The sequence below is a fragment of the Actinoplanes sp. NPDC049118 genome, assembly GCF_040648555.1.
Taxonomy (GTDB): Bacteria; Actinomycetota; Actinomycetes; order Mycobacteriales; family Micromonosporaceae; genus Actinoplanes.
Map to the genome: position 1 here is coordinate 92,536 of NZ_JBEZDY010000012.1, position 13,919 is coordinate 106,454.

14 protein-coding genes are annotated in these 13,919 nt (G+C 70.5%); 6 read left to right on the forward strand and 8 right to left on the reverse strand.

From position 1 onward, the window contains the following. Positions 1–22: 22 nt before the first annotated feature. The 3 genes from AB0B58_RS20225 to AB0B58_RS20235 form a co-directional block, all read right to left on the reverse strand. Entirely contained in the window at positions 23–1,474 is a 1,452-nt protein-coding gene (locus AB0B58_RS20225) for a stress response protein (RefSeq protein ID WP_360225434.1), read from the reverse strand. A gap of 217 nt (positions 1,475–1,691) precedes the next feature. After that, positions 1,692–2,009, reverse strand: coding sequence for a helix-turn-helix transcriptional regulator (locus AB0B58_RS20230; RefSeq protein WP_360225436.1), 318 nt, complete (start codon positions 2,007–2,009; stop codon positions 1,692–1,694). Beyond that, on the reverse strand, positions 2,006–2,371 hold the full coding sequence (locus tag AB0B58_RS20235; RefSeq protein WP_360225910.1) for a type II toxin-antitoxin system RelE/ParE family toxin: 366 nt from the start codon (positions 2,369–2,371) through the stop codon (positions 2,006–2,008). The genes AB0B58_RS20230 and AB0B58_RS20235 overlap by 4 nt, the downstream gene beginning before the upstream one ends. A 500-nt stretch (positions 2,372–2,871) precedes the next feature. Here AB0B58_RS20235 and AB0B58_RS20240 point away from each other — a divergent pair, with 500 nt between their 5' ends. Beyond that, positions 2,872–3,255, forward strand: a complete 384-nt coding sequence (locus tag AB0B58_RS20240; protein WP_360225438.1) for a hypothetical protein — start codon at positions 2,872–2,874, stop codon at positions 3,253–3,255. 83 nt (positions 3,256–3,338) lie between these two features. Here the strand turns inward: AB0B58_RS20240 and AB0B58_RS20245 are convergent, their stop codons facing one another. Both AB0B58_RS20245 and AB0B58_RS20250 read right to left on the reverse strand, forming a co-directional pair. Next, positions 3,339–4,100, reverse strand: a complete 762-nt coding sequence (locus tag AB0B58_RS20245; RefSeq protein ID WP_360225440.1) for a hypothetical protein — start codon at positions 4,098–4,100, stop codon at positions 3,339–3,341. Positions 4,101–4,177: 77 nt separating this feature from the next. Then, positions 4,178–5,194 carry an ABC transporter substrate-binding protein gene (locus AB0B58_RS20250; RefSeq protein WP_360225442.1) on the reverse strand — a complete coding sequence of 339 codons (1,017 nt, stop codon included), beginning with the start codon at positions 5,192–5,194 and terminating at the stop codon, positions 4,178–4,180. A 124-nt stretch (positions 5,195–5,318) separates the two neighbouring features. Between AB0B58_RS20250 and panD the strand changes: the two genes are divergently transcribed. Beyond that, positions 5,319–5,738 carry an aspartate 1-decarboxylase gene (gene panD, locus AB0B58_RS20255; protein ID WP_360225444.1) on the forward strand — a complete coding sequence of 140 codons (420 nt, stop codon included), beginning with the start codon at positions 5,319–5,321 and terminating at the stop codon, positions 5,736–5,738. Between the two features lie 97 nt (positions 5,739–5,835). Here the strand turns inward: panD and AB0B58_RS20260 are convergent, their stop codons facing one another. Beyond that, a complete protein-coding gene (locus tag AB0B58_RS20260) occupies positions 5,836–6,789 on the reverse strand; it encodes a methionyl-tRNA formyltransferase (protein ID WP_360225446.1) in 954 nt (317 codons plus the stop codon). A 101-nt stretch (positions 6,790–6,890) separates the two neighbouring features. Here AB0B58_RS20260 and AB0B58_RS20265 point away from each other — a divergent pair, with 101 nt between their 5' ends. After that, positions 6,891–8,192 (forward strand): lysine N(6)-hydroxylase/L-ornithine N(5)-oxygenase family protein, encoded by a 1,302-nt coding sequence (locus tag AB0B58_RS20265; RefSeq protein WP_360225448.1) that lies wholly within the window; start codon positions 6,891–6,893, stop codon positions 8,190–8,192. Between the two features lie 253 nt (positions 8,193–8,445). Continuing rightward, positions 8,446–8,910: a hypothetical protein gene (locus AB0B58_RS20270; RefSeq protein WP_360225450.1), complete on the forward strand. Its 465-nt coding sequence runs from the start codon at positions 8,446–8,448 to the stop codon at positions 8,908–8,910. A gap of 53 nt (positions 8,911–8,963) precedes the next feature. On the opposite strand, the gene AB0B58_RS20275 is transcribed toward AB0B58_RS20270, so the two are convergent. Beyond that, on the reverse strand, positions 8,964–11,354 hold the full coding sequence (locus AB0B58_RS20275) for a glycoside hydrolase family 3 C-terminal domain-containing protein (RefSeq protein WP_360225452.1): 2,391 nt from the start codon (positions 11,352–11,354) through the stop codon (positions 8,964–8,966). A gap of 33 nt (positions 11,355–11,387) precedes the next feature. Beyond that, positions 11,388–12,149: an SDR family oxidoreductase gene (locus AB0B58_RS20280; protein ID WP_360225454.1), complete on the reverse strand. Its 762-nt coding sequence runs from the start codon at positions 12,147–12,149 to the stop codon at positions 11,388–11,390. A gap of 23 nt (positions 12,150–12,172) precedes the next feature. On the opposite strand from AB0B58_RS20280, the gene AB0B58_RS20285 reads away from it, so the two are divergent. Both AB0B58_RS20285 and AB0B58_RS20290 read left to right on the forward strand, forming a co-directional pair. Further along, positions 12,173–12,523, forward strand: coding sequence for a histidine triad nucleotide-binding protein (locus AB0B58_RS20285; protein ID WP_360225456.1), 351 nt, complete (start codon positions 12,173–12,175; stop codon positions 12,521–12,523). Then, on the forward strand, positions 12,520–13,893 hold the full coding sequence (locus tag AB0B58_RS20290; RefSeq protein ID WP_360225458.1) for a serine hydrolase domain-containing protein: 1,374 nt from the start codon (positions 12,520–12,522) through the stop codon (positions 13,891–13,893). Before AB0B58_RS20285 ends, AB0B58_RS20290 begins: the two co-directional genes overlap by 4 nt. The last annotated feature ends 26 nt before the right edge of the window (positions 13,894–13,919 follow it).

Genomic DNA, 13,919 nt, shown 5'->3' on the forward strand with positions numbered 1-13,919 from the left:
CACGCGCCGCGCCTGCCGACGCTCAATTGAACATCGGCGGTGCCGTCGCACTTTTCTCCTGCTCGGCAGTCGCTTCCCGGTCAACCGGTTCTTCCGCATTCACCGCCACGGGTTCAGCGGCCGCGTCCGGTCGTATCTGCGGCTCGTCCTGAGACGAGATGGCGGTCGAGACGAGCGCCGACCGTACGGGCTCGACCTCGACCACTTCCTCTTGGGAGCGAAGTTTCGGTGGTGCGGGCATCCAAGGCCTGAGGTTTTGAATGACCTGTACGTAGAAGCCGTCGATGGCCTCGAGCACCGAATCGATGAATGACCCGCGACCGGTTCCCCGCTTCGCGCCGGCCGCCGAGGTCGCCGCGACGCGGAAGGTTTTCAGCTCCTTGCTGGGATCGCCGATCAGGAGCGCCGGCTTCTCCCGCACGCTCTTCAACAGCTCCGCGTGACCTGGCCCCCGGGAGTACGCGGCGAACGATTCCACACGTACGGTTTCTGGCGCTTCGGCGAGCTGACGGACCAGCCAGTTGACCCGGGTCGTCGGGCGGCCCTCGCGCGGCGCGCCCACGTCGACATGACAGACGACCTTTGACGCGCGAAGATCCGCCGTCACGTACAGGGCACCGATCGCACCCGGAATCTGTAGGGCAGACGTCATCGCACCAGTCGTGACAAGTTGTGAGACGAGCGTCTGGGTGCGCGTGGCGGGCTCGGCCAACTCCCGGCGATTGAGTGCCGGAACTATCTCGGTGCCGAGTTTTCGGCCGAGCTTCAACCCGGCGAACCGCACGAGCGCATCGAATCTCGCCGCGACCTCGGCCGCCACCGCGTCAGTCGCCCGTAGCGTCCCTGCGCCGATCGCCTCACGCAGTCGGACCCAGCTCGATCCCATGTCGCTGAACTCCAAGGCCCCCGACCTCGGATGTTCGAGGTACCTGATCAGCTCACCCAGGATCCATGCCTGCTCGGGGTCCGCCACCCCGCGGTATTCCTTCTGCATCACGGCGATGGTCAGAACTTCCGACCATGGCAGATGATGCAGCGCTACCTTCTTCAGCTTGCGCTTGTCCACCCCGGTCGGATGTTGACCGGGTACCGGGGGGATCTCGTTCGAAATTGTGATCAAGGCGTCGAAGCCCTGCTCCTTGGCGACATCGAGGTAACGGTCGAGCTGCTCGGCCTGGAGGTCATTGCTGCCGGTCTTGACCTCGACAAGCGCGTTCCATTGGCGTTGACCGCGAGTCACGTGAATAAGGCCGTCCGGGAAGCACTTGGCGTCTCCCAGGGTGAACGGCACCTCGATGAAGGTTTGAAGAGATCCGGCCGGCGCACCGTACGGCTGGGTGATTGCCCTGCCGAACTCCCGCACCGCGCTCATCACGGCGAGTAGAGCGGAAGTGGCGCGGCGCTCCTGTTCCTCGGCGCCGTTGATGCCGGACGTGGGAATCAATCGGGCAGCGTGCCAACTGTCCTCGGGCATCGTCACCTCCTCGTGCCGTGGCCCGCCCCAGGTGCCGAAACGTCCGTATCAAGCAGCTAATCGGCCGGATACGATGGACCGCCTTTTCGACGTCCTGGCCTGGCGGGCAGCGCGGGATCCGCCGCAGAGTTGGATCTCCGTCAAGGGTAGGCCGCGCGCTGATCGGCTTTCGCGCTTTGGCGAAACCTCGCCTCGCCCGTCTTTAATGCGGATTGCGTTACGCGATAGCGGAGATGTTGCCGTCGTCGAAGTAGATGGCCTGGTGCAGGCGTCCGCCGAGCGCGGCGGCGTAGCGGGCGAGGACGTCCTGGCCGGAGATCTTTCCCTGCTCGATCTGTGAGACGCGGCCCTTGGTGACGCCCATGTGGTCGGCGACCTGCTGCTGGGTCAGGCCGCGGGCGCGGCGTACCTCGGCCAGCCGGTGACCCACGACGGTGGCGAGGAGTTCCTGCTTGCCCTCCTCGACCACCTGCTCGCCGCCGGCCCGCTCGACGTGTGTGGTTCGGATATCGCTCCAGCGCGTATAGCTGTTCATGACTTTGGGCCTTCCTCCTGGGCGCGTTCCTTCAGGTAAGTCTCGTAGCGGTGCTCGGCCAAGGGGATGGCTTCGGCGTACCACTCGTTCCACCGTCCGGCCTTGTCGCCGGCGACGAGCAGGATGCTGGAACGCCAGGGGTCGAAGGCGAACAGGATGCGCACGGTGCCGGGGCGTAGCTCCTTGAGGTTTGCGATCGTCGAGTCGTGAATCGTGTCGACCAGCGGTCGGCCGAGCCCCGGTCCGCGCTCGGCGAGCAGATCGATGGCTTGCACGACGCGGGCGTGGGCGACTGGGTCGAGGCTGCCGATCCAGTCCCGTACCTCGTCGACGAGGTAGATCTCCCACTCATCGCTCACCAGGCGAGTATAGCTAACGGTATACCCGGCCTCGGGTCGATGTGCACGTGCTTGCTGTGATCGCCGGCAGTTGCCTGCGGCCTCGGCCGACGCCACCGAAGCAGACCACCACGGCCCGGTACGGCGACTTCGCCCACGCCTTCATCTGCGCCGCCGACGGCGCGGTGCAGGCGTCGACGGCCTTGCGCTTGTAGGTGCCGGGCGACGCGGGTCGCCGGCGGGGGAGGTCTGGTGTCGATGTCGGCATCGGGCCTCGCTCGTCCGGTGGGCGGCACCGCGAAATGACGGCCGGCGGAGGATACCGACATCTGTCGATGAATCGGCGACGGACCGTCGAGGCCCGGCGGTCGGATGGGCGAGGTTGTGGTGTCGGCCAGGGGCGATAGGTTAGCGGACGTCGATTTGCAAGGAGGGGCCGAGATGACGGTCGTCGTGGTCGGCGTGGTCGACTGATGATTCCGCCGCGGTATCTGCCGTTCCGGCGGGAAAGCACCGTAGCGACGTTGACCGGTCTGGTGGTCCCCGCGGCGGCAAGGGTCTTGTCGGCGCGGGAGTTGCGCGCGCTCGCCGAGGTGGCCGAACGGGAGCGGCTCGGCTGGAACGCCAACGACATGAGCCTTGACGAGGAGGTCCTCTTCTTCCTCCTGCCGTACTCCTATGAGGCGCAGCCCATGCCGCTCTGGAAATGCCGAGTGATCGCCGTGAGCGGAGGCCTGCCGGTTGAGATCGGCGAGGGCAAGAGAATCCGGTTCGGTCGGCTCGACGTGTCACTCACCACCTTCCGGCGTCTTCCGGTCGCCTCGCGAAAGGCGGAGCGGCAGTTGCTGCACTGGCTGGCGTGGGAGGCGGCGGTGGCGTCCTGGAGGTCCGTCGACGAGGATCGGTGACGTCCTGCCGGGCCGGCCGGCGGGTGGCCGACGCGACCGCCAGGGCGGGCGCAGGTCGTTGCGGGCGAATCCGGCCGGCTGGATCAGGCGGGATCGGGGATCAGGGCGTCGCCGAACAGGCTGTGCAGGCCCCAGGTGGCGAGGCTGATCAGCAGTCCACTCAGGAAGGCGAGGCCGATGCCGACGTACCACCGGTACGGCTTCTCGCGGGGTTCGGCCCGCGGCGACCAAGGCCGTTCCCGGGCCAGCCACGCGAGCAGACCCAGGCCGAACGGCACGCCCGTGAGCACCCAGAACCAGAACCATCGGGTGCCGATGACCGGTCCCGGCGCCGAGACGAGCACCCCGAGGACCAGCAGGCTGCCGGCGATCGCGAGCCCGGCCATGATCGTCTTGGTCGGCGGCTCGGGTGGCGCTCCCCGGTCCTGGTAGGCCTGCACGGCGAGGCCGAGGGCCTGTGCCTGCGGTCCGGAATACTCCAGCCCGTTCTCCGCGGTGGCCGGCGGGTAGCTGGTCGCGCCGTCGTCCAGGACGGTGTAGTGGGTCCGGCCGTCGCCGGTGTGCCACAGGAAGATCGGGCCGGCGCTGCCGGATGACCGGAGGCGCACATCGACGGGGAGGATCGGCCCGCCGTCGTGCTCCCAGTCGTCGCCCCACTCGTACGAGGTGACATGTCCGCCCGCCAGGTCGGCACGGGCCTGCGCGGCGCTCGCCTCCCGGGGCGCCGCCCACCAGGCGAGGCAGGCCCACGCGACCCAGCCGGCCAGCAGCGCGATCCGCAGCATCCGCCACCACGAGACCCAGGGCCGCCCGCCCACCTGCTGCACCACCGCGTCGCCCGTCATAGGGATCATGATCACAGGTGGGCGCACGTGGAGGAGGGGCGGCCGGGGCCGCCCCTCCTCGTTGTCGCGGCGTCGCCTCAGGCGGCGTTCGACAGGTCGCTGACCGGGGTCGCCTTGTCGCCGTCCGTGGCGTTCTTCAGCTGCGGCACCAGGATGTCCAGCGCGTAGAGCAGCGCGTTCGGGCCGCTGTAGGCCAGCGCCCCGCCCAGCGGGGTGGAGAACGACGTGTAGAGGGTGCGGTCCTCGGTGGCCACCTTGAGGCGGCTGAACGCGGGGGAGGCCAGCATGTCCTTCTTCGTCGCGCCGTTGACGAAGAGCACGTCGCGGTCGAGCAGGTCGAGCCGCTCCTCGCTGACGTCCTCGGACTCGGTCTGCGCGGCGAAGCCGAGCGCGTCGAACAGGGCGCGGCGCGGGTCCTTCGCGGGGATCAGCCAGTGCTGGCCCTTCTCCGGGCCGAAGTCCACGACGAGGGTCTTGCCGGCGAACTGCGGGTTCGCGCTCTTCGCCTCGGTGATCTTCGCGTTGACCTTGTCGACCAGCGCCTGCGCCTCGGCGGACTTGCCGAGGGCCTTGCCGGTGGTCAGGGTCTGCACGTCCCACGGGGTCTGCTCGTCGGCGTACGCCGAGGACTGGATGACCGTGGGCGCGATCTGCGACAGCTTCTCGTATGTCTCCTTGTTGATCGTCTCGTAGATCGCCAGGATCAGGTCCGGCTGCTGCTTGATGATCGCCTCGAAGTTGAGCTCCGCGGAGAACGTGGTCAGCTGCTTGCCGCCGAGCGCGTCCTTGACCCACGGGTACGTCGGGTACTCGGTGAACCACTCGCGGGTGCTCACCGGCACGACGCCGAGCGCCAGCACCGGGTCCTGGTCGTTCCAGCCGACGGTGACGACCCGCTCCGGCTGCTTCTCGATCTTGGTCGAGCCGAACTTGTGCTCGATGGTGACGGGGAACGCCGCCGCGGCGGAACCCGACGCGGTGGGCGCGGCGGGCTTGTCCTCGTCGGAGGCGCAGGCGGTGATGGTGGTGGCGGCGAGAAGTCCGGCGGCGGCGACGGTCAGCGCGCGGCGCCACCCGCCCAGGCGTCGGTTCATGTATGTGGCTCCTCGATCGGGGGTCCGTTGGCTCGGTCTGAAGGTTAGGTTAGGCTACCTTTGCTTCCGCAGCGGCTCCAGGGCCCTATTCTTTTCGCGGTAACCCACCTCAGGAGGACGACACATGCAGCGGACCCTGCTCGGCGGCAAGATCCATCGGGCCACCGTGACCCAGGCTGACCTGCACTACGTTGGCTCGATCACCATCGACAAGAACCTGATGGACGCGGCCGACCTGGTCGAGGGCGAGCAGGTGCAGGTCGTCGACATCGACAACGGCGCCCGCCTGGTGACGTACGTCATCGAGGGCCCGGCCGGCTCCGGCGTAATCGGCATCAACGGCGCGGCGGCCCGCCTCGTCTCGGTCGGCGACCTGATCATCATCATGTCGTTCAAGCAGGTCGACGAGCGTGAGCGGGCCGACTACGCGCCCCGCGTCGCGCACGTGAACGAGCGCAACGAACTGATCGAGATCGGCTCGGACCCCTCGGCGCCGGTGCCGGGCGCGGACGACCAGATCTCGGGCAAGGTGCTGGTCCACTGAGCACCGCGGGGCCGCCGTCCCACGGCGGTGGCCCCGCCGCACGAACGAGGCCGCGACCCCGGGCGGAGCCCATGGTCGCGGCCTCGTTCGGCGTGCGCTAGCGGTCGGGGTGGCTGGTCAGGTAGCCGCCCATGGTCTTGAAGTACTCATGCGCCGGCAGCTCGACGCCCTCGTCGGTGCGCACCGAGCGGATCAGCAGCGCCCTGCTGCGCCCGCGCCGGGCCTCCGCGCCCGCCACGATCGCCACCCCGTCGCCCTCGCGGAAGAAGATGCGCCCGGGCGTCCCGCCGTAGACCGCCTGCGAGACGGCCGCGGTGACGATCTCCAGCCGCCGTCCCTTGTGATAGCAGAAGGCCTGCGGGTAGGGCGCCGACTGCGCCCGGACCAGCCGCTCGAGCTCCTCGGCGGTCCAGGTCCAGTCGATGCGGATGTCCTCCTCCGACCGCTTGTGGAAGAAGCTCGCCTTGCTGCGGTCCTGCGGGACGAAGTCGCGCCGGCCGCCGGCGATCTCGGCCAGGCCGTCGACGGTGATCGGCCCGAACAGCTCGAGCGTCTTGTTGAACAGGTCGGTCGTGGTGTCGGTGGGGCCGACCGGGACGGCGCGCTGCAGCACGATCGGCCCGGCGTCCAGCGTGTCGTCCATCATGTGTGCGGTGACGCCGACCTCGGGCTCGTCGTTGAGCAGGGCCCAGATCAGGGGCGAGAATCCCGCGTACGCCGGAAGCAGCGCGTCGTGGACGTTGAGCGTGCCGAACGCGGGCAGGTTGAAGATGCGCGGCGGGATCCAGGTGCGCCAGTTGGTGGCCACGATGACGTCCGGCGCGACCTGCTTGAGTGCGTCGTGGAGCTCCTCGTCGTCCGGCCGTTCACGCAGCAGGACGGGCACGCCGTTGGCCCGCGCCAGGTCGGCCACCGAATCGGACCAGACCTTCTCGTACGCGCCGTCGCCGGCGGGATGGGTCACCACCATGACCACATCGTGTTCCGAGTCCAGCAGGGCCTGCAGGGTGCGGTGCCCCCAGGTCTGGAAACCGAACATGACGACACGCATGGATCACTCCCTCACTCGACACTGCGGACGCCACCGCAGAGGCTTAGGTTAGGCTAACCGAAATCCGGGGCCAGATCGGCCCCGCCATTGAGGGGACGGACATGTCTGAACCTGAACTCGATGTCGTGGGGATCGGCTTTGGCCCGTCCAATCTGGCCATGGCCATCGCCGTGTCGGAGCACAACAACGCGGGCGGTCCGGATGCGCAGGTCACAGCGCGATTCCTCGAGCGCCAGGCCGGCTTCGGCTGGCACCGTGGCATGTTGCTCGACGACGCCACCATGCAGGTCTCCTTCCTCAAGGACCTGGTGACGCTGCGGAACCCGACAAGCGAGTTCAGCTTCCTGCGCTACCTGCACAGCCGGGGCCGGCTCATCGACTTCATCAACCACAAGAACCTGTTCCCGCTGCGCGTGGAGTTCCACGACTACTTCGCCTGGGCGGCGGAGCAGGTCGACGGTCAGGTCACCTACGACGCCGAGGTGCTGTCGGTCACCCCGGTGACCGACACGGCCGGCGACGTGGTGGCGGCCGACGTGCTGTCCCGCCAGGGCGGCCGGCTGAGCACCCACCGGGCCCGCAACCTGGTGATCGGCACGGGCCTGCGCCCGCGGCTGCCGGAGGGCGTCACGGCGTCCGACCGGGTCTGGCACACCAGCGACCTGCTGCACAACATGCCGAAGCTCAAGGGCGCCGATCCCGAGCGCATCGTCGTGGTGGGTGCCGGGCAGAGCGCGGCGGAGGCCGTGGCGACCATGCACCGGGAGTTCCCGACGGCGGAGATCTGCGCGGTCTTCTCGCGGTACGGCTACTCGCCCGCGGACGACAGCTCGTTCGCCAACCGGATCTTCGACCCGGAGGCGGTCGACGACTTCTACCTCGCGCCCGAGGACGTGAAGCGGCAGCTGATGGGCTACCACGCCAACACGAACTACTCCGTGGTGGACATCGACCTGATCGACGACCTGTACCGGCGCGCGTACCAGGAGAAGGTCCTCGGCCGGCAGCGCCTGCGCATGCTGAACGTGTCCCGGATGACCCGGGTGAGCGACGGCCCGGACCGGGTGGTGGCGAGCATCAGGTCGCTGGTGACCGGCGAGACGACGAACCTGGCGGCCGACGTCGTGGTGTGTGCGACGGGCTACCACCAGGCGGACCCGTACGCGATCCTCGGCGAACTCGGCGACCTGTGCGGGCGTGACGAGCAGGGCAGGCCACGGGTGGAGCGGGACTACCGCGCGGCGACCGACCCCCGGCTGCGGGTCGGCATCTACCTGCAGGGCGGCACGGAGCACACCCATGGCATCACGTCGGCGCTGCTGTCGAACACTGCGATCCGGGTGGGCGAGATCCTGGACTCCGTCGTGGCCCGGAAGTCGGCCCCGGCGCTGATCGGGGTGTGATCCCGGCGGGGCGGCGACGCGAAGGTTGCGGTGCCGACAGCATATAGATCATCGGCGGCTAAGAGTAACGGTCTATCTTCGTGGAGTGATATATATAACTGTGTGTGACTGAACCTGAGGGGTCTGGTAAGACTTACTTCCACAGTCGACTCGTCCGATTAGTCAGTTCGCACCGTGATCGTTGTCTTGCTGCGTGTGGGGGCGCACACTTCGTCCGCGCGTCCGCCCCCTCCCCCCGACGCGAAGGACCCATATGACGCACCCTCGCCAGACCCCGCCACAACCGCACGCCCGGAAGCGAAGTCCGCTTCCCTGGATCATCTTCGCCGTCCTGCTGGTTGCCGCCGGCATCGTTTTCGTGCCCAAGCTGCTCGACAGCGACGGTGGCGGCAACGGGCAGGAGCCCGTCGCCGCCGGGGAGCAGGATCCCCTGCTCGTCGCCGTCGCCAAGTGCGACCCGGTCAAGCGGGCCACCAAATTCGCCGATCGCAACCGCAAGCTGATCGTGGACGGCGCCGGGACGAAGTCCAAGGACGGCCTCTCCGAGAGCGCGATGACCTGCATTCTCGACACCCTGCAGGTCCCCGGCGCGCTGAGCTCGCGGATGTACTCCACGGTCGCCGCCGACGGTGAGTTGCAGGGCGACTGGCCCGGCTTCACCGTCGCCTGGACCCACGACGAGGCCGAGGGCCTGGACCTGACGGTGACCCGGAACTGAGGCACAGCAACCGAAAGGGCCACGACCTGCGGACGGTCGTGGCCCTTCGGTTTCTACAGCTCCAGCGTCGCCGTCAGCCGCGGGTCGTCGAGGGCGTGTGCCGCGGTCACCGCGTACGTTCCCGGCACGGTGTGCCACCCGGAGTCCCAGACCTGCCAGGTCCGCGGCGGCAGCGGGATCCGCACGGTCACCGTCTCCTCGGGGTGGGCCGACACCGCCTCGAAGCCGGCCAGCCACTTCGCCGGCCGCTCCGGCACCACCCCGGCCGGTCCCACGCCCACCGGCGGCGGACCCTGCGGCTCCGCGTACACCTGGACGATCTCGCTACCGAAGCGTGCGCCGGTGTTCGTCAGCGTCACCAGCGCCTCGGTCGCCGACACCGCGAGCATCTCGTACTCCCACGTCGTGTAGCCCAGGCCGTGGCCGAACGCGTACAGCGGCGTGTTGCCCGAACGTTGCCAGGCGCGGTAGCCGATGAAGAGGCCCTCGTCGTACGCGACCACGCCGTCGTGGGGCACCACCTCGAGGATCGGGCAGTCGTGCTCGCGGCGCGGCCAGGTCGTCGGCAGCCGCCCGCCCGGTTCGAGGACGCCGAGCAGCACGTCGGCGAGCGCCGCTCCCGCCTCCTGCCCCGGGAACCAGGTCAGCAGCACCGCGGCCACGTCGTCCTCCCACGGCAGCAGCACCGGTGAGCCGGCGTTCACCACCACGATCGTGCGTGGGTTCGCCGCCGCCACCCGGGCCACCAGCTCGTCCTGGTTGCCCGGCAGCGAGAGCGAGGCGCGGTCGAAGCCCTCGGACTCGACCTGCTCGGTCGTGCCCACCACGACGACCGCGACGTCGGACTCGGCCGCGAGCTCCACCGCCTCGGTGATCATGCTCTCCGCGGAGACGCCCGGCCCGCGGTGGCCCAGCGCCGCGCTGACCGTGTGCGCCATGCCCGGCTGGATCGTCTGCCGCACCACGATCTCGACCGGCTCGCCCGCCTTCAGCGGCACGATCGCCCGGTGCTCGCGCGGCGACAGCAGCAGGTCGGCCCGGGTGGCGCCGACGGGGTGCAGCGCGCCGACGTACAGGTGCTCGCTGCCGACCCACAGGTCGAACGTGCCGAAGCCGGAGACGGCGAACGTGTGCTCGCCGTCGTCCTCCGGCGTGAACGTGGTGCGCAGCTCCATGCCGGTCACGTCGGCCGGGTCGACGCCGCCGGGCAGGTCGCCGATCCAGCGCACGGCCGCGGTCTGCACGCCGAACTTGTGCCCGGCGCCCATCAGCTCGACCGACGTCGCCAGCGGCAGCACCGGCAGGAACGGCCGCGGGTCCGCGCCGACCGCGTACTCGACGTCCACGCCGGACAGCGCCCGGCCCAGGCCGTCCAGCGGCGAGATCACGTACGGCGGCGTCACCTGGGCGCTGCCGCCGCCGAGCACCCGCGCGTCCGTCGCCAGCGCGCCGATCACCGCCACCTTCGTCAGGGCCACCGCCTCGAGGGGCAGCGTGAAGTTCTCGTTGCGCGCCAGCACGAAGGACCGGGCCGCGATCTCGTGTGCCACGGCGGCCCCGTCCAGGTCCTCCGGCGGCGGCAGCACCGCCGGGGGTACGCCGTCGAGCAGCCCGACCCGGGCGGCCAGCAGCAGCACCCGGCGTACCTTGTCGTCCACGGCGTCCTCGGGCACCTCGCCGGCGCGCACCGCCGCGACCAGCCGGTCGCCCCACGGGTTCTCCAGGGCCGGCATGGCGACGTCGAGGCCGCCGAGCGCCGCGCCGACCGTCGAGCGGGCGGCACGCCAGTCGGAGACCACGATGCCGTCGAAGCCCCACTCGTCCTTGAGCACGTCCGACTGCAGGCGCCCGTTCGAGGCCATCGGCTGCCCGTTCACCGCGTTGTACGCGCTCATCACGCCCCAGCCGCCCGCCGCGACGATCCGCTCGAACGGCGCGAGGTACAGCTCCCGCAGCGCCCGTTCGCCGATGCGCACGTCCACGGTCATCCGGTCGGTCTCGAAGTCGTTGCCCACCAGGTGCTTGACCGTCGTGCCGACGCCGTGCTCCTGCACGCCCTCCACGAAGCCCGCCCCAATCTCGCCGGTGAGCAGCGGATCCTCCGAGTAGCACTCGAAGTGCCGCCCGCCGAGCGGGGTCCGCTGCAGGTTGACCGTCGGGCCCAGCAGCAGGTGCACGCCCTTGCGCCGGGACTCCTGGCCGAGCAGCCGCCCGGCCTTGCGGGCCAGCGTGGGGTCCCAGGTCGAGGCGAGCGCGGTGGGGCTGGGCAGCGCGATCGACGGGTCCTCCGGTGCCCAGCCGGTGCCGCGGACGCCGATCGGGCCGTCGGACATCACCAGCGAGCGCAGCCCGATCTTCGGTATCGCGGGCAGGGACCAGAAGTCCTGGCCGCCCAGCAGCGACACCTTCTCCTCGAGGGTCAACCGGGCCAGCAGGTCATCCATGGAAGCGCTCCCATCAGTCGGCTCCGGTGGATCTTACGTGCGCAGGTACGAGGCCCCGTTCAGGTCGATGATCGTGCCCGAGGCCCACTCCGCCTCGCCCGACGCCAGCCAGTGCACCGCGCTCGCGATCTCCGCCGGCTGGGCCACCCGGTGGAACGGGCTCTGCGCACGGACCGCCTCGCCCCGCTCGGCCTTGAGGTGCTCGTTCGTCATGTCCGTCTCGACGAAGCCGGGCGCCACGCAGGCCACCCCGATCCCGTACGGGGCCAGCGCCACCGCCAGCGACTGCGCCATCGAGTTGAGTGCCGCCTTGCTGGCGCCGTACGAGGGCTGGTCCGGCTCGCCGCGGAACGCGCCGCGCGACGACACGTTGACGATCCGGCCGCCGCGGCCGCGCATGTGCTGCGCCGCCGCCCACGCCGCGTTCGCCGCGCCGAAGAGGTTGACGTCGAACGTGTGGCGCCAGGTCGCCTGCCACTCGTCGTAGCCGGTGCCGAAGACCGGGTGCGGGCGGTCCACCGGGCCGTAGATGCCCGCGTTGTTGACCAGTACGTCCAGCGCGCCGAGCCGCGCCGCCGCGTCGTCGACCATGGCGCGTACCGCGGCGGGGTCCGCCAGGTCGGCACGGACCACGACGTGGCCGGTGCCGGGCAGCTCCGCGGCCAGACGCTCCGCCAGGTCGGCCGAGTCGCGGTGATGGATCGCGACCCGGTCGCCGTCCGCGGCGAAACGAGCGGCGATCGCCCGCCCGATGCCACGGGAGGAACCGGTCACGAGGATCGCCCGTCCTGTCATGAGGTCACTCTAGGATCTTCCGGGTGGACAACGACTGCCTGTTCTGCCGCATCGTCGCCGGAGAGATCCCCGCGACCGTCGTGCACGAGACCGACACCACGCTCGCCTTCCGCGACATCGACCCGAAGGCCCCGGTGCACGTCCTGGTGATCCCCAAGGAGCACCACCGGGATGTCGCCGCGATCGCGAACGCGGATCCGAAGGCCGCGGCCGACGTGCTGGCCGCGGCCTCCGCGGTCGCCGAGGCCGAGGGCCTGCTCACCGACGGCTTCCGGCTGATCTTCAACAGCGGCGCCAACGGCGGCCAGGAGGTCTTCCACGTGCACGCCCACGTGCTCGGCGGCCGGCCGCTCGGCCCGATGGTGTCCCGGTGACGCCCCAGCAACGGCTCGAACGCGCGGTGCGCCGGGTACAGGCCGACGCCCGGGTCCCGGCGCTCTCCGTCGCGCTGCACCGCCCCGACCGCGCCCTCTGGACCTGCACCGTCGGGGACTCGGGCAACGCCGATCACCCGCTGGACGCGGACAGCCGGTTCCGGATCGGCTCGGTCACCAAGACGTTCACCGCCGTACTGGTCATGCAGGCCCGCGACGACGGCCTGCTCGACCTGGACGACCCGATCTCCGCACACCTGGACGTGCCCGCGCACGGCGGCGCCACCATCCGCCGGCTCCTGTCGCACACGGCGGGCCTGCAGCGCGAGCCGCACGGCGACGTGTGGGACGTGCTGGTCGCGCCGGACGACGCCGGCCTGCTCGCCGACCTCGCGCTGGCCGAGCGGGTGCTGCCCAACAACCGCCGCTACCACTACTCCAACCTCGCCCTGGCGGTGCTGGGGCAGCTGGTGGCCAGGCTGCGCGGCGGCACCTGGGCGTCCGTGCTGCGCGACCGGATCCTCGAGCCCCTGTCCCTCTCCGCCACCACGGTCGAGCCGACCGGTGACGCCGTCGTCGGCTACCTGGTGGACAGGTACTCGGACGCGGCCCGGCCCGAGCCGCAGCTGGACCTGGGCGGCGCCGCGCCCGCAGCGCAGCTCTGGAGCACCGCCGGCGACATGGCCCGCTGGGCCGCCTTCCTGACGGGCCCGGAGACCGTCGACCCGGGCTCCCGGGTACTCCCGGCGGCCACCGTCGCCGAGATGTGCTGGCCGCAGACCACCACCGACGAGACGCTCTGGGCCGGCGGCTTCGGTCTCGGGCTGATCCTGGCGCCGCAGGGCAAGCGGGTGATGCACGTGGGGCACGACGGCGCCATGCCCGGCTTCCTGGCCGGCGTGTACGGCCGCCGGGGCGGGGAGGGCAACCCGGGCGCGCTGGGCGCGGCGGTGCTGGGCTCCTCCGGCACGGCCGTCGAGATCAACGAGCTGGTGCACGAGCTGCTCGGGCTCGCGGTCGAGGCCGACCCGGCCGAGATCCGGCCCTGGGCGCCCGGCAAGGCCGCGCCGGAGGCGTACCGGTCGGTGCTCGGGCCGTGGTGGGGCGAGGGCTTCGCACACGTCTTCAGCTGGCACGACGGTGCCCTGCAGTCCCGCGCCGCCGACGCGCCGGCGGACCGGCCGCCGTCGATCTTCCGGCCGCTGCCCGACCAGCCGGACCTGCTCCGGACGGTCTCCGGGCGCGAGGCCGGCGAGCTGCTCCGGCTGACCCGCGACGCCGACGGCACGGTGGTCCGGATGCACTGGGCGACCTACCGGTTCACCCGGGTGCAGGAGACGTTCGACGGCGTGCCGGTCTCCACGGGCTGACCCGGCTGTCTACCGGCGGCGGACCC